Here is a 22,478-nt window from a genome sequence, read left to right on the forward strand (position 1 = left end):
CTTTCTATTAGAACGAAGTCCATTCGTTCTCAGCCTTGAATTCATTGTTCATGATTTCATAAATGGCTTCTTTGATATTACAGTTTTGATAAATAACCTTGTAGATAGCTTGGGTGATCGGCATATAAACATCCAGCTCTTGGGCTAGTTCGTAGGCAGCCTTGGTGGTGGAAATTCCTTCGATAACCATGCCCATATTGGCTTCGATATCAGCTAATTTCTCGCCGCGTCCTAGAGCATTGCCGGCCCGCCAGTTGCGGGAGTGGACAGAGGTTCCTGTGACAATCAGGTCGCCGACACCAGATAGGCCGCTGTAAGTCAGAGGATTTGCTCCTAACTTGACACCTAGACGCGTGATTTCGGCCAGACCGCGTGTGATAATAGCTGCCTTGGCGTTATCACCATAGCCTAGTCCATGGAGAGCACCAGCTCCAACTGCGATGATGTTTTTCAGAGCGCCTGCAGTCTCTACTCCGATGACATCGGTGTTGGTGTAGAGGCGGAAGTAGTGATTGCTGAAGAGCTCCTGCACATACTTAGCTGTTTCCAGATCCTTAGAAGCAGCGGTGATCAGGGTAATATCGCGTACAATGGTTTCCTCAGCATGGCTGGGACCTGAGACGACGACAATCTCGCTGCGTAGCTCTGCAGGGATTTCTTCTTCCAGGATAGTTGAAATCCTTTCGTGGGTATTGGGCTCCAGTCCCTTGGAGGCGTGCATGATTTTTACCTTGTGGTCCAGAGCTTGAGCTACTTGTTTGGCTACCAGACGGGTTACCTTGGTCGGCACGACAAAAAGCACGGCATCCGCATCTTTTAAAGCTTCTTCTAGGTCATGATAAGCCTTGATCTTTTCATCCAGTACAATATCTTTGAAATAGCGTTTATTGGTGTGTTCGTCGTTGATTTCGTTGATTTGCTCAGCGATATTTCCCCAAATACGAACCTCATGTCCGTTGTCATTTAACACTTGTGATAAGGCCGTTCCCCAAGAACCAGGACCAATCACAGCAACTCGTTGTTTATCCATATCTTCTCCTTATGATGAAATTCCGAGTCTGAATTTAAATCGGTTTTAGAGTCTATATCTCATTTTACCATATAATATAAGAAATTTCTTGCTTGACATTGTTTTTATGTGTGATATAGTAAGGAAACTAAGTCAAATAAGAAAAAAGTAGGAGGAAGCATGTTTTTTAAAAGTCTATTACGGTATAAATGGTATGCCCTGAGTTCGCTTTTGATGACCTCGCTGATGATTGCCAGCTCTCTTTTACTGCCCTGGTTTTTAAAGCACATCTTAGATGCTCTGCAGGAGCAAAATAGCCAGACCATCTACAGTATGGGCGGCTGGCTAATTGGCATCGGTTTTGTCGGACTGGTGGCAGGAGGGATTAATGTGACCTTGGCGGCTTATATTGCCCAAGCTGTCTCATCAGATCTCCGCGAGGAGACTTTCCGCAAGATTCAGACCTTTTCTTATGCCAATATCGAGGAATTCAACGCTGGTAATCTAGTCGTGCGGATGACGAATGACATCAATCAGATTCAAAATGTAACTATGATGCTCTTTCAAATTCTTCTTCGCTTACCCATCCTTTTTATCGGTTCAGTCATCCTGGCCATTGTGACCATGCCCTCTCTCTGGTGGATTATTTTCTTGCTGATTTTACTCATAGCTGGTCTAACGGCTGTCATGATGGGGATGATGGGCCCTCGTTTTAAGAAATTCCAGACTCTTTTGGATAAAATTAATGCCATTGCCAAGGAAAATCTTCGTGGTGTGCGAGTGGTCAAGTCTTTCGTTCGGGAGGAAGATCAGTTTCATAAGTTCAGTCAGGTGTCTGATGAACTTTTATCAGAGAATCTTTATATCGGCTATGCTTTTTCAATCATTGAGCCAATGATGATGTTGGTCGGCTACAGCTCTGTTTACTTGGCTATCTGGACTTTATCTGGCATGATTCAGGCGGAGCCAGGGCTGGTTAGCTCTATCGCTTCTTTTATCGGTTATCTGAGCCAGATTATTTTCACTATCATTATGGTTGGTTTTTTGGGAAATGGTGTGACGAGGGGGATCATTTCTATCCGTCGGATCAAGGAAGTATTGGCAACGGAGCCAGCTATGACTTTCCCAGACTCACCAGATGAAGAACTAGAAGGCAGCCTCAGCTTTGAGCATGTGACTTTTTCCTATCCCAACGATGACGAGCCAATGCTAAAGGATATCAGCTTTGAGGTTGAGCCGGGGCAAATGATTGGTGTTGTCGGTGCGACTGGTGCTGGTAAGTCTACCTTGGCCCAGCTGATTCCCCGTCTTTTTGATCCGCAGGAAGGTTCTGTCAAGATTGGCGGTCGAGATCTGCGAGAGCTTAGTCAGGGAACTCTTCGTAAAAATGTTTCTATCGTGCTGCAGCGGGCGATTCTATTTAGCGGGACCATTGCGGATAATCTCCGTCAGGGCAAGCTCAACGCTTCGCTGCCTGAAATGGAGCGGGCGGCTCGTATTGCCCAAGCTAGTGAATTTATCAGCCGTATGGAAGAGAGTTTTGACAGTGCAGTGGAGGAGCGTGGCAGCAACTTCTCTGGCGGTCAGAAGCAGCGGATGTCCATTGCCAGAGGTGTTGTCAACAATCCCAATATTTTGATTTTAGATGATTCGACCTCAGCCTTGGATGCCAAGTCAGAAAAGCTGGTTCAAGAAGCCTTGAATAAAGAGCTACAAGGAACGACGACAATTATCATCGCTCAAAAGATTAGCTCCGTCGTTCATGCAGATAAGATTCTGGTCTTGGATCAAGGACGGCTGATTGGTCAGGGGACTCATGCGGAATTGGTCGCAACTAACGATGTTTACCGTGAAATCTACGAAACGCAGAAAGGAAAGGAGGACTAAGATGAGGACGATTGCATTTTTCTGGCAATATTTTAAGCGTTACAAATTATCCTTTGCCATTGTCCTTTTGATGATGGTAACAGCGACTGTTTTTCAGGTCCTTTTTCCGGTTTATGTTGGTCAGGCTGTTCAGCATTTGGTTGAGTTGGGACGGGCTTTTGCTGAGAAGGGTGAGACTGATCAGATTCTGTCGACTTTTGGCAGCGTCATGGGCAGTGTATTGGTATCTTTTGTCTGCCTATCTATTTCCAGCTTGATTTACATGCTTTTGATGACCCGAGTTATTGCCCATTCGACCAATGAGATGCGCAAGGGCCTGTTTGGCAAGCTGTCCAAGATGACAGTTGCTTTCTTTGACCGCCATCAGGATGGAGACATTCTGTCGCGCTTTACCAGCGACTTGGACAATATCCTGCAAGCTCTAAACGAGAGCATGATTCAGGTTATGAGCAATGCCTTGCTTTATATGGGTCTAGTGATTATCATGTTTGTCCAAAATGCTAGATTAGCCTGGATAACGGTAGCTAGCACACCGGTTGCTTTTCTTCTTCTAGTGGTCATTGTTAGGCTGGCTCGGAAATACACCAATCTTCAGCAAAAAGAAGTCGGCTGCCTCAATGCTTATATGGACGAGACCATTTCCGGTCAGAAGGCTGTTATCGTTCAGGGAATGCAGGAGGAGGTCATCAAAGGTTTTATTGAGCAGAATGACCGAGTACGTTCAGCAACTTTTAAAGGCCGGACCTTTTCAGGCCTTCTCTTCCCTATCATGAACGGGATGAATTTGATTAATACAGCCATTGTTATTTTTGTTGGATCGGCTGTCTTACTGAGCGATCCCAATGTCGAAACGGCCGTTGCAGTTGGCCTGATTACTACTTTTACTCAGTTTTCCCAGCAGTATTATCAGCCCATCATCCAGATTGCTGCCAGCTGGGGCAGTTTGCAGTTGGCCTTTACAGGGGCTGACCGGATTCAGGAGATGTTTGATGCGCCGGAGGAAGTCCGGCCAGAGAATGCACCTGCTTTCACAGAGCTCACAGACTCCGTGGAGATCAAGCATGTGGACTTCTCTTATGTAGAAGGCAAACCTATCCTCAAAGATGTGTCTATTTTAGCCCCTAAGGGCAAGATGACGGCTGTTGTCGGCCCTACTGGTTCAGGTAAGACGACCATTATGAACCTGCTTAATCGCTTTTATGATGTGGATAGTGGCAGCATTGAGTTTGACGGTCGCGACATTCGGGACTATGAGCTGGATAGCTTACGGAGCCATGTGGGGATTGTCTTGCAGGATTCGGTGCTCTTTAGTGGCACGATTCGGGACAATATCCGCTTCGGTGTGCCGGATGCTAGTCAGGAGATGGTAGAAACGGCTGCGCGTGCGACTCATATCCATGACTATATCGAAAGTCTGCCAGACAAATACGATACCCTGGTGGATGATGATCAGAATATTTTCTCAACTGGGCAGAAACAGCTGATTTCTATTGCTAGAACTTTGCTGACGGATCCGCAAGTCTTGATTTTGGATGAAGCGACTTCTAATGTCGATACGGTGACGGAGAGCAAGATTCAGCAAGCCATGGAAGCAGTTGTAATTGGCCGGACTAGCTTTGTTATTGCTCACCGCCTCAAGACAATCCTCAATGCCGACCAGATTATCGTCCTCAAAGACGGAGAGGTTATCGAACAGGGCAATCATCACCAGCTCCTCAAACTCGGCGGTTTCTATTCAGAACTCTATCACAACCAGTTTGTGTTTGAGTAGATGGTTGGTTTTGCAGCTGGATAATCAGCTAGGCTTTTGAAGAATCAGATAGAAAATTAAAAAAATCCAGCAGGTTTCTGTTCCTGCTGGATTTTTAATTAACATCAAAGTAGTGATTATTTCACATGTTTAGCCAGATCCTCTTGGGCCTTTTTATTGGATTCCTCTTTTTCTTTTTTCCACTTTTCTTGGGCCTTTTGATAGTCTTTAGTCGTGACAATCTCATCACTGATTTCCACGTATTTATGGTAGTTGGCATCTTTTGTACCTGTCTGAGCATAAGAGTTGGTAAATGGCACAATCCGAGAAATGAACGGTGCTGCTCCTCTGCTGCTCATAGTTGGCACAACGAGGGCGCTATCTGTCAGCCATGCTTGAGCTACAGCATATTTTTCATAACGCTTGTCAACATCTTGTGTTTCGTTTCCGGCTTCTTCGATCAGTTTACTATACTCATCTAGTCCTACAGCTTTAGCAGCAGCATTGTCTTTGCCTTCAAATCCAAGGTAGGTTCTGGTCTGAGTGCTGTTACCTGGCACTAAAATGTCCAGGTAAGTAGATGGATCTTGGTAGTCTGGATCCCAGGCAACGAGACCGTTGATATCCCAGTCTTCCTGGCTAGCAGCTTCAGCATTGAAGGTGATGTTTAGTGCTTCGTCCTCAGCCAGCATCTGCAGGTCTACAGAGACATTGTCCTTTCCTAACGCCTCTTCTAATGATTGTTTCAGAGATTGCATACGGTTGACGAAGTTAGTAGAATTCTGAGCGACAGGAACATCTAGGTGAATTGGGAATTGTACGCCTTCATCTGCAAGAGCCTGCTTGGCTTTGGCAAATTCCGCTTTGGCTTTGTCAGCATTGTGGAGACCGTCTTGGCCGTCATCCAGCTTGATACCTTTCCACTCGTCACCATAGGAAGCTAGTGATTCTTCGACCAGAGTGCCAAATTCCTTGCCATTGGCCTGAACGAAAGTTGGCGGAACAAAGAGATTACGGACAGCTGGCTTGGCTGCATCTTCTCCATTGACCTGAGCCGAATAGCTTTCGCGGTTAAGGGCAAAGGCTAGAGCTTGGCGGAAGTCCTTGTTCAGCAGAGCTTTTTTGGTAGCTTCTTTTTGTTCATCGCTAGTTTTAGAAGTATGGTTATAACTTTGACGGTCAATGTTAAAGCTGATTAGACCGACCCCCGCTCCTGCTTCTGTCATGAAGATATTATCTTTGTATTTCTCAGCGATTGAGGAATAACTAGAAGTGGCTGGGTAGAGTCTTGCCAAACTGTAGCCGCCATCCCCAAAGGTCCGCGCTAATGAATCTTGGTCAGAACCATCGTAGTAAGACAGTTTGACACCATCAATCTTGACCTTGTCCTTATCCCAGTAGTTAGGGTTCTTCTCAAATTCGACAGAGGATTTAGAAGTAATGGATTTCATGATAAATGGACCGTTATACAAAATAGAATCTGCCTTGGTTGCCTGACCGAATTCCTTGCCTTGCTTTTCTAGGAAGGCCTCGTTGACCGGCATCATAACACCTGATGTTGTTTTAGAGTTCCAGTAGGTTTCAGGCTTGTTGAGTGTATATTGGACCGTATGATCGTCCAGTGCCTTGACTCCAACAGCTGAAAAGTCTTTGTTGGTACCGGCTGCATATTCACTCAGCCCCTTGATAGAATCTTGGATAAGAGGGAGAGCGTCTGATTTGACATCAGCAGCATGTTTGATACCTGCCACAAAGTCCTGAGCCGTGACATCTGCGTATTCTTCGCCATCAGCGGTATACCACTTGGCATCTTTGCGCAGCTTATAGGTATAGACGAGACCATCTGGAGAAACTGTCCAATCTTCTGCGATAGACGGAGCTAAGTTTCCATATTTATCATTTTCCAGCAAGCCATCTACACCATTTGTAGTCAGCTCGTGGGTAGACCCCTTTGCCGACTGGATGTAGTCCAAAGTCGTTGGATCAGACGTAAAGACATAGCTGTAGATTTTTTTGCTGGATTGGGAACTTCCGCCTCCAGAGCAAGCTGTAAGTAAGCCGACAGAGAGCAGAGTGAGCCCTGCGGCAAGAAGAATATTTGATTTTCTCATAGGGACCTCCAAGTCATGAGTTTTTACACTGCTTATTATAACAAATTTCTGTCAAAAGTAAATAATTTTCTGATAATTCTGAAATGTTTTTCTAAATTTTAAAAAAGAGATTTATAGTGTTGCATATTCTGATAAAAAATTTTTATAACCAGCTTTAAAAAAATCTATTGGACGGCTTCGCAGAGGAGTGGTAAGATATACTATATCAAAATAAGGGGGAATCACGGTATGTGCAGAACAATTGTTGGAATTTCAGCTAATCTTTGTCCAGTCGATGAAGCTGGGAAAAATATCCACACCTCTGTTTCACGCAAGTTTGTAGATGGTGTACGAATGGTTGGTGGCCTGCCGATGGTGATTCCCGTTGGAGATAAAAGTTTAGTTCAGGATTATGTAGAAACGATTGACAAGCTGATTTTATCAGGCGGGCAAAATGTTCACCCACAGTTTTATGGGGAAGAAAAGACCATTGACAGTGATGATTACAATATTGTCCGCGATGAGTTTGAGTTGGCACTCTTGAAAGAAGCTCTGCGCCAAAACAAGCCTGTTATGGCCATTTGCCGCGGTCTGCAGTTGGTAAATGTTGCTTTTGGCGGCACTCTTAATCAGCACATTGACAACCACTGGCAGGGCTTGCCATTTGGTACTTCGCACTCCATTCGCACGGAGAAAGATAGCGTTGTGGAGCGCTTGTTTGGTCAGGCTAGCCAGATTAATTCGGTCCATCGTCAAAGTATCAAGGACTTGGCGCCTAATTTCCGAGCGACAGCTTTTGACCCAAGAGACAATACCATTGAAGCGATTGAATCGGTTGACAATCATCGTATCATAGGCCTTCAATGGCATCCGGAGTTTTTAATAAACGAAGAAAAGGGCAATTTGGAGCTGTTTCAGTACCTCTTGCAAGAGCTGTAAAAAATTATTTTATTTTTTTAAGTTACTTTTAGGAAAATTTAAGATAAGTGTTCTATACTAAGACCATAAACAAAGACCTCCTAACTTTGTTTAGAAATCCTAAAACTTTTCTTTTTCATAATAATCTCCCTATAAGAACCGCCCAATTGGCGGTTTTTTTGCTGGAAAGGCTGAGAAATCTGGATTTTCAACAATTTGATGTCTTTTATGTTATAATGAGTCACAAGTAGGCCGAGCGAATCGGTCGGTAGATGGAGGAATAGAGATGTCAAGAGCGGAGCGAGTTATTTTAACAAATATGTGTATGGTTTACGATGGAGACCGCATTTTAGTGCAAAATAAAGTAAATGATGATTGGACCGGCCTTTGCTTTCCAGGTGGCCATGTTGAAAATCGTGAATCCTTTGTCAAATCAGTGATACGGGAAGTCAAGGAAGAAACGGGTTTGACTATCTATGAGCCTCGCTTGTGTGGTGTCAAGCAGTTTTATACTGAAAAAGATGAGCGCTACATCGTTTTTCTTTACAGGACCAATCGTTTTGAAGGAGAGCTAGTTTCATCCGACGAAGGCGAGGTGTTCTGGATTAACCGTGAAGATTTTGACAGCTACTCGCTGGCTGTGAGCTTTAAGGAAATGTATCAAGTTTTCACATCAGATTTGACGGAGCAGTTTACCTATCTGGATAATGGAGAGATCATCAGAGATCTATACTAGGGAGAATCGCCAATCGGCGGTTTTTTTGCTTGTTTTTTGCGAATTTAGTATAATAGGGACAGCAAAAATAGAAAAGAGAAATACATGAAAATCCGCGGATTCGAGCTGGTTTCCAGCTTTACAAATGAAGATTTATTGCCAAAGAGAGAGACAGCTCACGCAGCTGGCTACGACTTGAAAGTGGCAGAGCGCACCCTCATTGCGCCAGGGGAGATTAAGCTGGTTCCGACTGGTGTCAAGGCCTATATGCAGCCGAGCGAGGTGCTTTATCTTTACGATCGCTCGTCCAATCCTCGTAAAAAAGGCCTAGTCTTGATTAACTCCGTTGGGGTTATTGATGGCGACTACTATGGCAATCCTGGAAACGAAGGCCATATCTTTGCCCAAATGAAGAATATCACGGATCAGGAAGTCGTCCTTGAAGTTGGCGAACGTGTAGTGCAGGCTGTCTTTGCACCATTTCTGATTGCTGATGGAGATGAAGCGGAAGGTGTGCGGACCGGCGGATTTGGATCGACTGGGAAATAGAGTAAGAAATGTCAGACTATTTATTAGTTGTAGATATGCAGTCAGATTATGTTGCTGTAGGAAAAGCATATGATAATGAAGCACTGACTGTGGCTATAAATGACAAAATTGCCAGCTATCCCAGCGACCGGGTTATCTATATTCTCAACCGTTTTTTCTGGGAGAGAAAAGATAGGAAGAAGAAATTTGCGACTGGTTTGCAGGTTGTATCTTCTCGCATCTTTGAGAAGCGTCGGGCTTCTTGTTTTACCAATCCGGATTTAAAAGAGTTTTTAGAGGGAAATGGTGCTAAAAGCATAGAGTTTATAGGGGTAGATGGCAATGGCTGTGTCAAAGCTTCCGTTTTGGCAGCTGTCAAGGAGAATTATCAGGTTTCCATCGATTTGTCCGCTGTCGGAGTTGCCAACCAGAAGAAATTCTCTAAAACACTGAAGCAATGGCAAGATTGCGGAATCAAGATTAGATAGCTTTATGAGGGCATTAGTATGAAAATCATTTTTATCCGCCACGGAGAGCCAGATTATTCTCTTTTGGAAGAGGCCGGTTACACTGGCTTTGGACTAGATTTGGCTCCCTTGTCGGCTGCTGGTCGTCGGATGGCGACAGAGGCAGCTGCTAATCCTTTGCTGGAACAGGCGGAAATTCTGATCTCTTCTTCTGTGACGCGAGCTTTGGAGACGGCCTCCTATCTGATTCGAGACCGCCAACTGCCGCTTTTTGTGGAGCCTTTGTTACATGAATGGCAGGTATATGAGAGTGGGACAGAAAAGTTTGAGCAGGCTCGGAAGTTATTTTTTGAGAATAATGGTTCTCTTCCTGCAGGAAGTCCTGTCCGGTATGAGACAGCTGAGCAGATGAAAGCCCGCTTTTTCCGTGCCTTAAGCAAATACAGAGACTACGAGACGGTAGCTCTTGTAGCCCATCGCATGCTCATCCACCAGTTTGTAGCTGATCAGCAGATTGATTTTTGCCAGTTTGTTGAATGTGAACTGAAGTTTTAATTTTTCGCTGTAAAAAGAATTTAGAGATAGATAAAAGAAAATATGAAAGAATTTAAGAACAAGGACTATGCAACAGAAATTCGTCAGAAAATTCCAGGCTATGATGTGATGCTAGATGTGATTTTCCGAGGAGTATTGCTTAGGTTAGCACCCAGTTTAAAAGTCGATAAGGTGTTAGCTTTGGCAAGCCAGACGGATGAGTTAAATGGTTTGGCATCCTTATTTCCTGAGGCAGGGTTGACGGTTGTGGAGCCAAGTGAGGCGATGCTACAAGAGCTTAAAAGACAGGTTCATCTGCCTCAAGCGGAGTATCTTAATAGTCGGTTTGAAGAAGCAGTGCTGCCTTCTGCTTATCAGATTTGTTCTTGCTTGCTAGTATTGCAGTTTGTTGAAAATCCCAGCTTATTTCTTCGAAAAATTTATGACTCTTTAAGTGAAGGTGGCCTTCTGATTCTTAGCTTTTTTTCCAACCAGCAACTGGGCTATTGGAAAACACTTGCTTCAGAGCTAGGAGCTAATCAGCAACAAGTTCAGCGTACTTATGAGAATCAAGCTGGTTTGATGAATTCCCTCTCGCCTCAAGAAGTTGCAGGCCTGCTAGAAGAGGCTGGCTTTACTAATATAGAGCAGGTGTGTCAGGTCTTATCTACTTTTGTTTGGATTATTAGAAAATAAGGAGAATCACCATCGCTAAGAAAAAAACGACCTTTGTCTGTCAAAATTGTGAATATCATTCGCCCAAGTACCTAGGCCGCTGTCCTAACTGTGGCTCTTGGTCTTCTTTCGTTGAGGAAGTAGAGGCTGCTGAGGTCAAGCATGCTCGTGTTTCCTTGACGGGCGAAAAGACCCGGCCCATGAAGCTGGCTGAGGTCACTTCGATTGATGTCAATCGGACCAAGACGGAAATGGATGAGTTCAATCGTGTACTGGGTGGTGGTGTCGTGCCTGGTAGTCTGGTTCTGATTGGCGGGGATCCCGGTATCGGGAAATCCACCCTGCTTCTGCAAGTATCCACCCAGCTTTCCCACCAGGGCACCGTCCTATATGTCAGTGGGGAGGAATCAGCTGAGCAGATTAAGTTGCGGGCGGAGCGTCTCGGTGATATTGACAGTGAATTTTATCTCTACGCCGAGACCAATATGCAAAATATCCGCACAGAGATTGAGAAAATCAAGCCAGATTTTCTGATTATCGACTCCATTCAGACAGTGATGTCGCCGGAAATTTCCAGTGTTCAAGGCTCTGTTTCTCAGGTTCGAGAGGTGACAGCTGAGCTCATGCAGCTGGCCAAGACCAATAATATTGCGACCTTTATCGTTGGTCACATGACCAAGGAAGGAACCTTAGCTGGTCCTCGAACTTTGGAGCACATGGTGGACACCGTGCTTTATTTTGAGGGTGAACGTCAGCATACTTTCCGTATCTTGAGAGCAGTCAAGAACCGCTTTGGCTCGACCAATGAGATTGGCATTTTTGAAATGCAGTCTGGTGGGCTAGTTGAGGTTGTCAATCCAAGTGAAGTCTTTCTGGAAGAGCGTCTGGACGGCGCGACAGGTTCGTCTATTGTCGTGACCATGGAAGGAACGAGGCCGATTTTGGCAGAGGTGCAGGCTTTGGTTACACCGACCATGTTTGGCAATGCCAAGCGAACCACGACTGGACTGGACTTTAACCGAGCCAGCCTCATCATGGCGGTTCTGGAAAAACGGGCAGGGCTCCTTCTGCAAAATCAAGACGCCTACCTCAAATCAGCTGGTGGTGTCAAGCTAGATGAGCCAGCCATTGATTTGGCGGTGGCGGTAGCCATTGCTTCCAGCTACAAGGATTTGTCTACAAATCCCCAAGAGTGCTTTATTGGTGAAATTGGCCTGACTGGAGAAATTCGCCGGGTTAATCGCATCGAGCAGCGCATCAACGAAGCAGCAAAGCTGGGCTTCACTAAAGTCTACGCTCCTAAAAACTCTCTGAACGGCCTCAAAGTTCCAGACAATATCCAAGTCATTGGTGTGACGACGATTGGGGAAGTTTTAAAGAAGGTATTTTCTTGATTAAAGTAGTATTGCGAAAAGTTGTTGTGCGTGCTATAATATTGCTAGAAAAATAGGATTTGTCTGGAAATTCCTATAAGTTGTTTTTCCAGATTTTTTAGGAGGATAATCAACCATGGTAGATCATCGTATGAATGTTTCTATTACCAACAATGCTCAATTTCCCTTGGCGGAGATTGCTTTAGATGCATCAGAGTCTGTTCGTATTCAGACTGGGAGCATGATATATCACACCCCCAACGTTGTCTTGAATGCTAAAGTGAATGCAGAGTCTCAATCAATCTTTGGCATGGCAATCCAAGCTGTGGGCCGTTCTATGGCTTCTGGCGAAGGAGTGTTTATAACTGAAGCAACTGCTCAATCAAATAACGGTCGTCTAGCCTTAGCGCCTAATGTACCTGGTCAGATTGTTGCTCTGGAACTAGGCGAAAAGCAATACCGCCTTAATGATGGAGCTTTTCTGGCTATGGATGGTTCTGCCTCTTATACTTTGGAGAGGCAGTCGGTAGGTCGAGCTCTCTTTGGTGGCCAAGGAGGCTTTTATGTGATGAGTACCCAAGGTCAGGGGACACTCTTGGTAAATTCCTTTGGCTCGATTCAAAAGGTAGAGCTGCATAATGATAGGATAACGATTGACAATGCCCACGTAGTAGCATGGAGCCGAGAGTTGAAATATGATATTCATTTAGAAAATGGTTTATGGCAGTCCATGGGGACTGGCGAAGGAGTAGTTAATACCTTTCATGGAACTGGGGAAATTTACATCCAAAGTCTCAATATTGAAACCTTTGCAAATGTTCTTCGCCCACACCTGCATATTGATAATTCTTGAAAATTTCTAGGAGAGACTCAGGCTGTCTCTTCTTTTTTGGATCCTTCAGTTTTCCTTTGTTCAAAATGTAGGAAAATGTTATAATCAAGTCATAATAAGAAGGAGGCATTTCTTATGCGATTTTCTATGGACAGTAATATGCAGTTTCCTTTGGTTGAGTTGTCGCTCAATCAAGGAGAAACCGTCTTTATCCAGCGTGGCAGCATGGTCTACCACACGCCGAATGTGACCCTGAATACCCAGCTCAATGCAAGCGGTTCTGGCTTGGGACGTTTTGTCAAGGCTGTGGGGCGTTCGATGGTTTCTGGTGAAAGTACCTTTATTACTCAGGCTGTTGCCCAGTCTGATAATGGCTACCTTGCTTTGGCGCCAGATGCTCCTGGTCAAGTCATTCCTCTTCAGCTAGGCGAAAAGCAATATCGGCTGAATGACGGTGCCTTTCTGGCTCTTGATGGTACGGCTTACTATACCATGGAGCGTCAGTCTGTTGGCAAGGCTCTCTTTGGAGGGCAAGGGGGTCTCTTCGTTATGACAACTCAAGGTCAGGGCACTCTTTTGGCTAATGCCTTTGGATCTATTAAGAAAATTGAGCTTCATAACCAAGAAGTGACGATTGACAATGCCCATGTAGTAGCTTGGAGCCAGTCTTTGAATTATAATATCCATCTGGAAAATGGCTTCTGGCAGTCTATCGGAACGGGAGAAGGAGTGGTCAACACCTTCCAAGGTACTGGTGAAGTCTATGTGCAAAGTCTCAATCTTCAAACCTTTGCAGGCTCACTCAGCAAGTTTATTCCAAGAAGCTCATAACAAATAAAACTAGGACAGAAGATCAGGCTAGATGCTGGATTTATCTGTCCTATTTTTTTATAACAAAGTCGAGAACTGACAAATAGCAGAAAAGATGGTAAGATAATATAAAATTATTTGGATATCAAAGTACCAGTAAGGGGAAAGAATGTCTTATTTTGAAAACTTTATGAAGGCTAATCAAGCCTTGAAAAGGCAACGACCGCCTTTATGATCTAGCTGTTAGCACCATCGGACGCGAACTCGTTCGTGGCATTTTTGGCGGATTAAAGAAACGTTAGGAGAATAAAGTGACAATTACTATAAAACCTTATCAGAAATTGCATAAAGAGGCTGTTTTAGAATTATCAATTCAAGCTTGGTCTCCAGTTTTTCCAAAAATGGAAAAAGGAGTTCCTAAGTTTGTTTATGACAATTTTTATCCTCAAGGGTGGGAAACAAGGCAAATCAATGATCTAACAGCAGTCTTAGATGAAGAGAGTCAGTTTTCCTGGTTAGCTTTTCTGGAGGAAGAATTAGTCGGATGGATTCACATTCGCTTGCACCCTGAGGATAAGATGGGTGAGATTTATATCCTAGCTGTTGCTCCAAGATATCAGCGTCAAGGTATCGGAAAAGCGCTCATGACCTATGCTTGTGATCAGATTAAACAAAAAGGAATGGAAATGGTCATGGTTGAGACGGGCGGTGATCTAGGTCATACACCGGCTCGTAAAACCTATGAGAACTTTGGTTTTGAACAATGGCCCGTTGCTCGCTACTTTAAGAAGTTGTAACACATGGCTCTTTGTCAACTGTAGTGGGTGATAAAAACTAGCACAGAGAGCAGTTCATATAGGTTCTCTCTTTTTTGAAGTTAGGGAAGTTCTAAAGCCAAAACCTAGTATGATAAGGTTAATTCGTTTGAAGATCAAATAATATAATTAGTCAGGAGTCAAAATGTCATATTTTGAAAACTTTATGAAGGCCAATAAAGCTTATGTCGATCTGCATGGAACGGCACATCTGCCCATTAATCCCAAGACCAAGGTAGCTATCGTGACCTGCATGGACTCTAGGCTCCACGTGGCTCAGGCTCTGGGTCTAGCACTAGGAGATGCTCATATCTTGCGCAATGCCGGCGGTCGGGTAACAGAGGACATGATTCGCTCGCTAGTCATCTCCCAGCAGCAGCTAGGAACGCGGGAAATCGTGGTTTTGCATCATACAGACTGTGGGGCACAGACCTTCAAGAATGAGGATTTTACCGCCTATCTTCATAAAGAACTGGGAGTCGATGTCAGTGATCAGGACTTTTTGCCCTTTACAGATGTAGAGGAAAGTGTGCGCGAGGATATGGCCTTGCTGCGGCAGTCACCACTGATCCCAGCTGATGTAGAAATCTCAGGAGCGGTTTACGATGTAGATACTGGCCGGATGACAGTTGTTGAGGAATAGTTGGGAAGTCAATTTCTTTGTCTGCGCATCAGCATTGAAATTGGCTCCTTTTTTATGTTAAAATAGAGAAACGATTTTAATTAGTTAGGACAATGTTATGATTCTTTCCATTATTTCTCAGGGATTGGTTTGGGCCGTCCTAGGTCTAGGTATTTTTATGACCTTCCGGATTCTGGGCTTTCCTGATATGACGACAGAAGGCTCTTTCCCCTTGGGCGGGGCAGTGGCTGTTACCTTGATTACCAAGGGAGTCAATCCTTTTCTAGCAACAGCAGCGGCCGTTTTAGCGGGCTGTGCTGCGGGTGCAGTAACAGGTCTGCTCTATACCAAGGGGAAAATTCCAACCTTGCTTTCTGGGATTTTGGTCATGACCTCTTGCCACTCTATCATGCTGATGCTGATGGGCCGTGCCAATCTGGGGCTTTTAGGCAGCAGTAAAATTCAGGATATTCTGCCCTTTTCAGGAGAAGTCAATGACCTCTTGACTGGTTTGATTTTTGTCAGCCTAGTGATTGCAGCCCTACTCTTTTTCTTGGATACTAAGCTAGGACAAGCCTATATCGCGACCGGAGATAATCCAGACATGGCTCGCAGTTTTGGGATCAATACTGGCCGTATGGAGTTGATGGGACTGATTCTGTCAAATGGCTTGATTGCTCTTGCTGGGGCGCTGATTGCCCAGCAGGAAGGCTATGCAGATGTGTCCCGTGGGATTGGAGTGATTGTTGTCGGTCTGGCCAGTCTTATCATTGGCGAGGTGCTCTTCCATAGTCTGACCTTGGCAGAGCGTCTGATTACCATTGTCGTTGGTGCGATTGCCTATCAATTCTTGATCTGGGGCGTCATTGCTCTCGGCTTCAATACCAACTATCTCCGTCTTTACAGCGCGGTGATTCTGGCCGTCTGTCTCATGATTCCAACCCTGAAAAATAAATTCTTTAAAGGAGCCAAGTTAAGCAAATGACAGCGATTGTAGAATTAAGAAATGCAACCAAGCTTGTAAAAAGCGGCTTTGATGAAGAAAAAATCATCCTAAATGATGTTTCTTTAGACATTCACGAGCATGATTTTATTACGATTTTAGGTGGAAACGGTGCAGGAAAGTCAACCCTGTTCAATGTCATTGCCGGAACTCTCCCCCTAACCAGCGGCAGCATTTATATCTTGGGTGAAAATGTCACTCATTTTTCACCAGAAAAGCGGGCCAAGTACCTGTCTCGTGTCTTTCAGGATCCTAAGATGGGAACAGCTCCGCGCATGACAGTGGCGGAAAATCTTCTTATTGCCAAATTCCGAGGTGAAAAGCGTGGCTTGGTGCCCCGTGGGCTCAACAGTTACAGGGAAGAGTTTCAGGCGACGATTGAGAAAATCGGCAATGGCCTGGACAAGCATCTGGATACGTCGATTGAATTTCTATCTGGTGGGCAAAGACAGGCTTTGAGCCTGCTCATGGCAACGCTCAAGCGACCAGAGCTTTTGCTTCTGGATGAGCATACTGCAGCACTGGATCCTAAGACCAGTGTAGCCTTGATGGAGCTGACCAATGAGTTTGTCAGTCGTGACCGCCTCACAGCTCTTATGATTACCCATCACATGGAAGATGCCCTAAAATACGGCAATCGACTAATCGTCATGAAAGACGGGCAGATTATTCAGGACTTAAACAAAGAAGAGAAAGCCAAGATGACCATCGCGGATTATTATGGCTTGTTTGAATAGGCTTGCTCAGAGTTTTGTAAAACCAAGAGAAAGAATATGTACTAAATAATGTACTGCTCCCACAAAGTTAGACAATTAATGTTCAAAAGACTCTCATAGATTAATAAAAATAGATTAAAAAAAAACCGCTAGAATGCGGTTTTTTTTGTTATCAAAATAGTCCAAATCACTCGTCTAAGCGAATAAACATCATTGCGTTAAGTAAGGAGATGAGTGCGACCGTATTAATATTATTGGAATAGATCAGTCTCTTGTTCTCAATGGGTGGAATAATAAAATTAGAAATGATGATATCGTAAGGTGATTCTTTTAAAGAATCAATTGATAATTCTAATTTATTCCAAACTTCAAGTTCAAAATTATTACTGCAATAATAAGAAAGGGTCTCTGCTACTGATTTTGCATGATACTGATCAAAATTACTCATGACTAGAACCTTTAATTTAGGCTGATTTTGTAAAAGATTCAGCACTAAATGTTTGCTGTGAGTGATAAAAGTATAGGATAGATGGTTGACTTTCATTGGTGTGCTATGGATATCCAAAGTCTCTAGGTAATGTTCAATCCCTTCTTTTACCTCTGAAACAAATTGAGGGAAAATATTTTGAAAGTTCTTGATTGTATTCCCTTTTTGATCAAACAGAATAAACTCTGTAGATAGTTCCTGACGGTGCAGATGTGCTGTGTTATGCAAATGCCAAATAAGATTGTCCTTATTGTCAATTTTAAGATTATATTTGCTTTCTATCTGATCAATTAAATCACTTAATAATTGATACGAATTTTTTACATAGCTGTCTGTTTTTGCGCAGCTCATAAATAGATTTTCATCAATGAAAAACATTTTTTGAAAATAGGAGACAAATAGTTGACCTATCACTTCTTTATTCAGAGAGATATGGTATTCAGAATCAAAGCTTGCTACAATGTCTTCGATTCCTTCTGCCTGCATGAAAGATTCTAACAATTGATTGTTAAAAGAATCTTTCTCAACTTCCAAGAAATGACCAAACTTTATTCGATATAAATTCGTAACGAGGAGCAATTTTAACATTCTTTGAGTTGAGAAATTGACAGGAAATGCAGTTTCTTTATAGACAAATGCTAATAGCTTACACAAAGGCTCTACTGAAAAATCTGTAAATGGCCATTCAAGGAAATAATATTTTTCCGAAAAATATTGTGCAAAAAAATAACGGATATCAATCTCATCTCCAATAATCCGAGCAGGATTGAGACTAATTTTAAAATTATATTGTTTTTTTATGATTTTGTTAATATGACTGATTATACGATAGAGTGAGGAAGAGCTTATATAAAACTCTTTACAAAGACTCTCAGTTTCATATCCTTCGTTAAAGAAGATGAATTCTAAAATTGAAAAATGGGTTGAGTGCTTAAAAAAATGGTGATAGACCATCTCAATATCACTATCATCGGTATTAATGATACGTATGCCATTAGTAGACGAGTGAAAAATCAATTGAGGAAACGCAGACTTGACATGGGATAAATCATCTTTTACTGAACGTTCTGTACAATTCAATAGTTCAGCCAGTTCAGAAATATGAAACCAGCGTTTGTTTTTAAATAGTAGTTCTAGTAGTTCTAATTGCCTGTGGCTCTTTTTAGATAGTAATTCTCGCATTAAAATATTATCTTTCTTTATATAGTGTTTTTATTATCAGGCAATTATACCATATTTTATTCGTTTAACCTCATTTAACAACTCTAAAATATATCTAAAAATGCTGATAAAAGCCTATAGAACAAGGAATTCTTATCTTTGCGTATCTATAGTACAGATAAACGGAAAGAAAACTAAGTTGAATTATTATGTTTCCAAGTTGGAAAATTATATAATTATGTTAATCAAAAAATAATAGTAAAAAATATTATTAAATAATTTTGATTTAGAAAAAATTAGAAAGGAGAATCAATATGCTTTGGTCTATTATTGTTGGAGGTGTTATTGGTCTTATTGCTGGATCAATCACTAAAAAAGGCGGATCAATGGGTGTTATTGCAAACGTTGTTGCAGGTTTAGTTGGTTCTGCTGTCGGTCAGTCACTTTTAGGAACTTGGGGGCCTAGTTTGGCTGGTATGGCCTTGCTTCCTTCTATCATTGGTGCAGTTATTGTAGTAGCTGTTGTATCATTTTTTGTAGGTAAAAAGGCATAAATTGTCTTTTTACTTTCCAAATACAATTTAAAATTTAATGATGTGAGGATTCAATATGTCAAAATCAAGAAAAATACTTTCCCTTATTTTCTGTATTTTAATCTTGACAATTTTGATTCCTGTTTTGCTAGACTTTCATAAAGTCAGCGGTCTGGGGCTCCAGTTATTTAGCTGGAAGTTATTCACTTGGAAGCAGATTCCTTTTGTGGGCTACTATCTTTCTAGGTATGTTTTCTGGGGCACTGTGGTTTTAGCAAGCTTAATCTTACTACTAATGTTAGTGATAGTTTTTTATCCTAAGAGACGTTTGGAAATTCAGCTAGCTGATGCGGATGGGAAACTGATGCTGAAAAATTCAGCGATTGAAGGGTTTGTTCGTAGTCTGTTAACAGAACACGGTTTAATTAAAGATCCTGCAGTTTCAGTAAATAGCCGTAAAAACAAATGCATGGTTTCTGTTAAAGGGGCAATCGTTCCTTCGGAAAACATCATCAAGAGAAGTCAGTTGATTCAAGAAGAAATTGCGTCTGGATTGACAGAATTCTTCGGAATCAATCATAATGTCAAGCTTAAAATCTCTGTCTCAGACTTCAAGCCAAAAGAAGCGGCTAAAAAAACTACTAGTCGTGTAAAGTAAGGAAGTAAAAAATGGAATGGTTTAAAAAATATCAATATCCAATCTTGTCTGGATTAGCAGGCATTATTCTAGCGTGTTTTATCCTATCCTTTGGCTTCTTTAAGACTCTATTTGTCTTGATTTGCGCTACTCTAGGGGCAGGAATTGGATATTATATTCAAAACAAAAATATATTTAAATAAGAATAAAGGAGTTTAACATGTCAAATAAAGATGTTAAAGATGTTGCAAAAAAAGAAGTTGCTCAAGCAGCTCATGAAGTAAAAGGTGAATTGACTTACGATGATAAGGTCATTCAAAAAATTATCGGTCTCTCTTTAGAGAAAGTTTCAGGTTTGCTGGCTGTTGACGGCGGCTTCTTCTCTAACATAAAAGATAAATTGGTCAACTCTGACAATGTCACTCATGGTGTCAATGTTGAAGTTGGTAAAGAACAAGTAGCTGTTGACTTGAATGTTGTTGCAGAATATCAAAAGAATGTTCCTGCTTTATACAAAGAAATCAAGAAAGTTGTTGTAGAAGAAGTTTCTAAGATGACTGATTTGGAAGTTGTTGAAGTAAATGTCAATGTTGTTGATATTAAAACGAAAGAACAACACGAAGCGGATTCAGTAAGCCTTCAAGACCGAGTGACAGATGTTGCTGAATCAACAGGTGAATTTGCTTCAGAGCAATTCGAAAAAGCAAAATCTGGCATTAGCGGTGGCTTCTCAGCTGTTCAAGAAAAAGTTGGCGATGGTGTAGAGGCTGTTAAAGATGCTGCATCAAATGAAAAAGCTCGCGTTCGTTAATTCTCTAACCAAGATTAGGAATTCTTATATTCTTTCATTGCTTTAAAAATGGAAACTAACAACGGAGGTATCAAATATGTCTACAGAAGAAAAATTCAACCAAGCTAAAGGTTCTGTTAAAGAAGGCCTTGGCAAATTAACTGGTGATAAAAAAACAGAAAAAGAAGGAGCTGCTGAAAAAGTAGTTTCTAAAGTTAAAGAAGTTGCAGAAGATGCCAAAGATGCTGTTGAAGGCGCCATCGAAGGCGTTAAAAATATGGTTAAAAAAGACGATAAATAAAACCAATAGTTGATTTTCCTTATAAAAAGTCTTTGTTAGCTATAGTCACGGATAAAAATTATCTAGAATTTAAAGGAGATCATTTTAAGGTCTCCTTTCTTTTTTCTTAGCTAAAAAGTTTTTTAATTTCTTAGTTGTAAACGCTTGCAAAAATCTGGATAGAGTACTATAATAGAATTAAGGAAATAGAAAGAAAGGAAACCAAATTCATTCGCTTTTAAGTTTACTTTGTTGGTATAGTTGTTTGTAATACATAAGTAGTTGCTTTACTTGACATATTGGTTGAATTGTCAGACAGGCCTGCTTAGCTTGTCTGATTGTAACGATAGTATAGAAAGTAGAAGCTTTTAGATGGTTTTCAAACTTCGAGAATTCAATCAATAGTGCTTTATTATGTTATAGAGATTTCCAATGCTAAGATAAAAAGAAAATCATTAGCGGTTGAAGGAATTAAAAGTTTATAAAAAATAATAAAAACAATAAATAAAAAATTGTTATTCAGTTACACCTTGGATGAACTGATTGCTCTCATACCAGCGAAGTAAACCAGACCTCTAGCCGAGTAAAGCTAGAGGTCGTTTTTTGCTACAATTGGCATGCCGTGTATCTGGGATGAAAGCCCTCTGGGGGCTGTTTTCTTATACTTTGCAAGTATAAGATACCGTTGACAAGAAAGGGTTTTCGGTATATATTTATATTAGGAATGATGATTGGAAAACAATCAGCAGTTAGAAGAGAGGTTGTTATAGGAGCTGTTTTTTTAGCGTCATCATTACTTTTCATTATTAGGAAGGTATGATTATGCCGATTATAAGAAAAGTTCAAGTGTATCTTTTGCTTCTGTTTTTCTCTTTGAGCGGTGTCTTGCCAAGTCAGATTGTCTTTGCGGAGCAGTCGCAGAATGGTGTCTAAAGATTTGATTGACAAATACCGCTGGATTTCGCTGATTCAGTACAATGGCATGCGGGTCAGCAAGCGGATGCTCTGATACTATGGTGTTGACTGGTGATAAGCAATTTGCAAGACCAAGTGAGCCAATAAAAGGTGAGAAACCCGAATATCATACAGCTTGATATTCGGTTTTTTGGAAAGGTAAAGAGAAAATGAAGCTGAAAAAAGAAAAATGTCGGCACCGGCTGTTTGACTATGAGGCCGACTATGTCATCTGCCCGGCCTGCGGTGAGCCTATTGCGGAGAATATACCGAATAATCCCAATTTCAAGCTGCAGATGATTCGGCGGAGTCGGAAGTATAAAAGATTTTTAAGGTGGAAAACAGGTTATTTCTTTTTCTTGTTTTTAATATTATTTTTAATGTTATTCATTATCTTCAATTATCAATTCTTGGATAGTTTAGTGATTAAAAGCTACGGGATTACAGGTATTGATTCTTTTGAGCCTATTCTCAAATGGAGCTTCTATCCCTTCAAAGATGTTGTAGAGACAGCGGCCGTCCTCACTTTTATTCTTGCAGGACCTCAGCTTGATAGACGAGAATGGCTGAGACGCTGGCATCTTCAAAAGCATGCACATTACTATTTGGCATCATATCTTTATCCAGTAATCAGAGTAGCAAATTATATTCTTTTAATTTATCTAGGCAGTGAATTTTGGAGTAAGCTTATTTATTTAGAAGAGATGGACTTGTTGAATTATCACTTAGGTGGTCAGGAACTGATTTACGCTAGCGCGGTCTATGCTAAGGAAAATCTTCGCGGCCTCTACATTGTGCTGGGCCTTAATTTTCTTGCAGACTGCTGGCTCTTTTTCTACCAGCGCTTGGCTATATGGGCGAATCGTTTTTAGGATTTATGAAAGAGTATGAA

General features: G+C 42.0%; 24 protein-coding genes and 2 pseudogenes. 23 read left to right on the forward strand and 3 right to left on the reverse strand.

Annotation, left to right across the window (positions count from 1 at the left end; genetic code table 11):
* Positions 1–7: 7 nt before the first annotated feature.
* Positions 8–1,030, reverse strand: a complete 1,023-nt coding sequence (locus MFP28_RS01110) for an NAD(P)H-dependent glycerol-3-phosphate dehydrogenase (RefSeq protein WP_002899188.1) — start codon at positions 1,028–1,030, stop codon at positions 8–10.
* Between the two features lie 159 nt (positions 1,031–1,189).
* Here MFP28_RS01110 and MFP28_RS01115 point away from each other — a divergent pair, with 159 nt between their 5' ends.
* From MFP28_RS01115 to MFP28_RS01130, 4 genes and pseudogenes are all read left to right on the forward strand, one after another.
* Complete coding sequence (locus MFP28_RS01115) at positions 1,190–2,896, forward strand: ABC transporter ATP-binding protein (RefSeq protein WP_002907870.1); 1,707 nt, start codon at positions 1,190–1,192, stop codon at positions 2,894–2,896.
* 1 nt (position 2,897) lies between these two features.
* Positions 2,898–3,036: pseudogene (locus tag MFP28_RS01120) on the forward strand (ABC transporter ATP-binding protein); the annotation flags it as partial.
* Positions 3,012–3,743: pseudogene (locus tag MFP28_RS01125) on the forward strand (ABC transporter ATP-binding protein); the annotation flags it as partial. The pseudogenes MFP28_RS01120 and MFP28_RS01125, both read left to right, overlap by 25 nt.
* Before the next feature lie 135 nt (positions 3,744–3,878).
* Positions 3,879–4,667 (forward strand): ABC transporter ATP-binding protein, encoded by a 789-nt coding sequence (locus MFP28_RS01130; protein WP_398578189.1) that lies wholly within the window; start codon positions 3,879–3,881, stop codon positions 4,665–4,667.
* 116 nt (positions 4,668–4,783) lie between these two features.
* Here MFP28_RS01130 and MFP28_RS01135 read toward each other — a convergent pair whose 3' ends face one another.
* Positions 4,784–6,757, reverse strand: a complete 1,974-nt coding sequence (locus MFP28_RS01135; protein ID WP_002907874.1) for a peptide ABC transporter substrate-binding protein — start codon at positions 6,755–6,757, stop codon at positions 4,784–4,786.
* 228 nt (positions 6,758–6,985) lie between these two features.
* Between MFP28_RS01135 and MFP28_RS01140 the strand changes: the two genes are divergently transcribed.
* From MFP28_RS01140 to MFP28_RS01200, 13 genes are all read left to right on the forward strand, one after another.
* Positions 6,986–7,675, forward strand: a complete 690-nt coding sequence (locus tag MFP28_RS01140) for a gamma-glutamyl-gamma-aminobutyrate hydrolase family protein (protein ID WP_002907876.1) — start codon at positions 6,986–6,988, stop codon at positions 7,673–7,675.
* 265 nt (positions 7,676–7,940) lie between these two features.
* A complete protein-coding gene (locus MFP28_RS01145; RefSeq protein WP_002907877.1) occupies positions 7,941–8,390 on the forward strand; it encodes an 8-oxo-dGTP diphosphatase in 450 nt (149 codons plus the stop codon).
* A gap of 84 nt (positions 8,391–8,474) precedes the next feature.
* Positions 8,475–8,918 (forward strand): dUTP diphosphatase, encoded by a 444-nt coding sequence (locus tag MFP28_RS01150; protein WP_002907878.1) that lies wholly within the window; start codon positions 8,475–8,477, stop codon positions 8,916–8,918.
* Between the two features lie 8 nt (positions 8,919–8,926).
* Positions 8,927–9,385 carry an isochorismatase family protein gene (locus MFP28_RS01155; RefSeq protein WP_002907879.1) on the forward strand — a complete coding sequence of 153 codons (459 nt, stop codon included), beginning with the start codon at positions 8,927–8,929 and terminating at the stop codon, positions 9,383–9,385.
* 18 nt (positions 9,386–9,403) lie between these two features.
* Positions 9,404–9,919: a histidine phosphatase family protein gene (locus tag MFP28_RS01160; RefSeq protein WP_002907880.1), complete on the forward strand. Its 516-nt coding sequence runs from the start codon at positions 9,404–9,406 to the stop codon at positions 9,917–9,919.
* 42 nt (positions 9,920–9,961) lie between these two features.
* Positions 9,962–10,594 carry a methyltransferase domain-containing protein gene (locus MFP28_RS01165; RefSeq protein WP_002907881.1) on the forward strand — a complete coding sequence of 211 codons (633 nt, stop codon included), beginning with the start codon at positions 9,962–9,964 and terminating at the stop codon, positions 10,592–10,594.
* Between the two features lie 5 nt (positions 10,595–10,599).
* Positions 10,600–11,967 (forward strand): DNA repair protein RadA, encoded by a 1,368-nt coding sequence (gene radA, locus MFP28_RS01170; protein WP_080556503.1) that lies wholly within the window; start codon positions 10,600–10,602, stop codon positions 11,965–11,967.
* Between the two features lie 115 nt (positions 11,968–12,082).
* A complete protein-coding gene (locus tag MFP28_RS01175; protein WP_002907883.1) occupies positions 12,083–12,799 on the forward strand; it encodes a TIGR00266 family protein in 717 nt (238 codons plus the stop codon).
* Positions 12,800–12,913: 114 nt separating this feature from the next.
* Positions 12,914–13,609, forward strand: coding sequence for a TIGR00266 family protein (locus MFP28_RS01180; RefSeq protein ID WP_002907884.1), 696 nt, complete (start codon positions 12,914–12,916; stop codon positions 13,607–13,609).
* Positions 13,610–13,899: 290 nt separating this feature from the next.
* A complete protein-coding gene (locus MFP28_RS01185; RefSeq protein WP_002907885.1) occupies positions 13,900–14,385 on the forward strand; it encodes a GNAT family N-acetyltransferase in 486 nt (161 codons plus the stop codon).
* A 163-nt stretch (positions 14,386–14,548) separates the two neighbouring features.
* A complete protein-coding gene (locus tag MFP28_RS01190; RefSeq protein WP_002893938.1) occupies positions 14,549–15,046 on the forward strand; it encodes a beta-class carbonic anhydrase in 498 nt (165 codons plus the stop codon).
* Positions 15,047–15,143: 97 nt separating this feature from the next.
* Positions 15,144–16,010 (forward strand): ABC transporter permease, encoded by an 867-nt coding sequence (locus MFP28_RS01195; RefSeq protein ID WP_002899165.1) that lies wholly within the window; start codon positions 15,144–15,146, stop codon positions 16,008–16,010.
* Positions 16,007–16,765 carry an ABC transporter ATP-binding protein gene (locus tag MFP28_RS01200; RefSeq protein WP_002907886.1) on the forward strand — a complete coding sequence of 253 codons (759 nt, stop codon included), beginning with the start codon at positions 16,007–16,009 and terminating at the stop codon, positions 16,763–16,765. The genes MFP28_RS01195 and MFP28_RS01200 overlap by 4 nt, the downstream gene beginning before the upstream one ends.
* A gap of 166 nt (positions 16,766–16,931) precedes the next feature.
* Here MFP28_RS01200 and MFP28_RS01205 read toward each other — a convergent pair whose 3' ends face one another.
* The gene (locus tag MFP28_RS01205; protein WP_002907887.1) at positions 16,932–18,413 is read right to left on the reverse strand and encodes a M protein trans-acting positive regulator PRD domain-containing protein; all 1,482 of its coding nucleotides are present in this window, start codon (positions 18,411–18,413) and stop codon (positions 16,932–16,934) included.
* A gap of 293 nt (positions 18,414–18,706) precedes the next feature.
* On the opposite strand from MFP28_RS01205, the gene MFP28_RS01210 reads away from it, so the two are divergent.
* The 6 genes from MFP28_RS01210 to MFP28_RS01235 all read left to right on the forward strand — a co-directional run bounded on the left by MFP28_RS01210 (position 18,707) and on the right by MFP28_RS01235 (position 22,458).
* Positions 18,707–18,946 (forward strand): GlsB/YeaQ/YmgE family stress response membrane protein, encoded by a 240-nt coding sequence (locus MFP28_RS01210; protein ID WP_002899160.1) that lies wholly within the window; start codon positions 18,707–18,709, stop codon positions 18,944–18,946.
* A 55-nt stretch (positions 18,947–19,001) separates the two neighbouring features.
* Positions 19,002–19,583 (forward strand): alkaline shock response membrane anchor protein AmaP, encoded by a 582-nt coding sequence (gene amaP / locus MFP28_RS01215; protein WP_002907889.1) that lies wholly within the window; start codon positions 19,002–19,004, stop codon positions 19,581–19,583.
* 11 nt (positions 19,584–19,594) lie between these two features.
* Positions 19,595–19,765 carry a DUF2273 domain-containing protein gene (locus MFP28_RS01220; RefSeq protein WP_002899156.1) on the forward strand — a complete coding sequence of 57 codons (171 nt, stop codon included), beginning with the start codon at positions 19,595–19,597 and terminating at the stop codon, positions 19,763–19,765.
* Between the two features lie 17 nt (positions 19,766–19,782).
* Positions 19,783–20,373 carry an Asp23/Gls24 family envelope stress response protein gene (locus MFP28_RS01225; protein WP_002907890.1) on the forward strand — a complete coding sequence of 197 codons (591 nt, stop codon included), beginning with the start codon at positions 19,783–19,785 and terminating at the stop codon, positions 20,371–20,373.
* A 76-nt stretch (positions 20,374–20,449) separates the two neighbouring features.
* Entirely contained in the window at positions 20,450–20,653 is a 204-nt protein-coding gene (locus tag MFP28_RS01230; protein ID WP_002893927.1) for a CsbD family protein, read from the forward strand.
* 1,103 nt (positions 20,654–21,756) lie between these two features.
* The gene (locus MFP28_RS01235) at positions 21,757–22,458 is read left to right on the forward strand and encodes a hypothetical protein (protein WP_002907891.1); all 702 of its coding nucleotides are present in this window, start codon (positions 21,757–21,759) and stop codon (positions 22,456–22,458) included.
* Positions 22,459–22,478: the final 20 nt, after the last annotated feature.

Origin of the sequence: Streptococcus sanguinis, assembly GCF_050234405.1 — a bacterium.
Classification (GTDB): Bacteria; Bacillota; Bacilli; order Lactobacillales; family Streptococcaceae; genus Streptococcus; species Streptococcus sanguinis_W.

Bases quoted from the DNA above. Each gene is read 5' to 3' on its own strand.
- MFP28_RS01110 (WP_002899188.1), bottom strand. From the start codon at position 1,030: ATGGATAAACAACGAGTTGCTGTGATTGGTCCTGGTTCTTGGGGAACG.
- MFP28_RS01115 (WP_002907870.1), top strand. From the start codon at position 1,190: ATGTTTTTTAAAAGTCTATTACGGTATAAATGGTATGCCCTGAGTTCG.
- MFP28_RS01130 (WP_398578189.1), top strand. From the start codon at position 3,879: ATGTTTGATGCGCCGGAGGAAGTCCGGCCAGAGAATGCACCTGCTTTC.
- MFP28_RS01135 (WP_002907874.1), bottom strand. From the start codon at position 6,757: ATGAGAAAATCAAATATTCTTCTTGCCGCAGGGCTCACTCTGCTCTCT.
- MFP28_RS01140 (WP_002907876.1), top strand. From the start codon at position 6,986: ATGTGCAGAACAATTGTTGGAATTTCAGCTAATCTTTGTCCAGTCGAT.
- MFP28_RS01145 (WP_002907877.1), top strand. From the start codon at position 7,941: ATGTCAAGAGCGGAGCGAGTTATTTTAACAAATATGTGTATGGTTTAC.
- MFP28_RS01150 (WP_002907878.1), top strand. From the start codon at position 8,475: ATGAAAATCCGCGGATTCGAGCTGGTTTCCAGCTTTACAAATGAAGAT.
- MFP28_RS01155 (WP_002907879.1), top strand. From the start codon at position 8,927: ATGTCAGACTATTTATTAGTTGTAGATATGCAGTCAGATTATGTTGCT.
- MFP28_RS01160 (WP_002907880.1), top strand. From the start codon at position 9,404: ATGAAAATCATTTTTATCCGCCACGGAGAGCCAGATTATTCTCTTTTG.
- MFP28_RS01165 (WP_002907881.1), top strand. From the start codon at position 9,962: ATGAAAGAATTTAAGAACAAGGACTATGCAACAGAAATTCGTCAGAAA.
- MFP28_RS01175 (WP_002907883.1), top strand. From the start codon at position 12,083: ATGGTAGATCATCGTATGAATGTTTCTATTACCAACAATGCTCAATTT.
- MFP28_RS01180 (WP_002907884.1), top strand. From the start codon at position 12,914: ATGCGATTTTCTATGGACAGTAATATGCAGTTTCCTTTGGTTGAGTTG.
- MFP28_RS01190 (WP_002893938.1), top strand. From the start codon at position 14,549: ATGTCATATTTTGAAAACTTTATGAAGGCCAATAAAGCTTATGTCGAT.
- MFP28_RS01195 (WP_002899165.1), top strand. From the start codon at position 15,144: ATGATTCTTTCCATTATTTCTCAGGGATTGGTTTGGGCCGTCCTAGGT.
- MFP28_RS01200 (WP_002907886.1), top strand. From the start codon at position 16,007: ATGACAGCGATTGTAGAATTAAGAAATGCAACCAAGCTTGTAAAAAGC.
- MFP28_RS01205 (WP_002907887.1), bottom strand. From the start codon at position 18,413: ATGCGAGAATTACTATCTAAAAAGAGCCACAGGCAATTAGAACTACTA.
- MFP28_RS01210 (WP_002899160.1), top strand. From the start codon at position 18,707: ATGCTTTGGTCTATTATTGTTGGAGGTGTTATTGGTCTTATTGCTGGA.
- amaP (WP_002907889.1), top strand. From the start codon at position 19,002: ATGTCAAAATCAAGAAAAATACTTTCCCTTATTTTCTGTATTTTAATC.
- MFP28_RS01220 (WP_002899156.1), top strand. From the start codon at position 19,595: ATGGAATGGTTTAAAAAATATCAATATCCAATCTTGTCTGGATTAGCA.
- MFP28_RS01225 (WP_002907890.1), top strand. From the start codon at position 19,783: ATGTCAAATAAAGATGTTAAAGATGTTGCAAAAAAAGAAGTTGCTCAA.
- MFP28_RS01230 (WP_002893927.1), top strand. From the start codon at position 20,450: ATGTCTACAGAAGAAAAATTCAACCAAGCTAAAGGTTCTGTTAAAGAA.
- MFP28_RS01235 (WP_002907891.1), top strand. From the start codon at position 21,757: ATGAAGCTGAAAAAAGAAAAATGTCGGCACCGGCTGTTTGACTATGAG.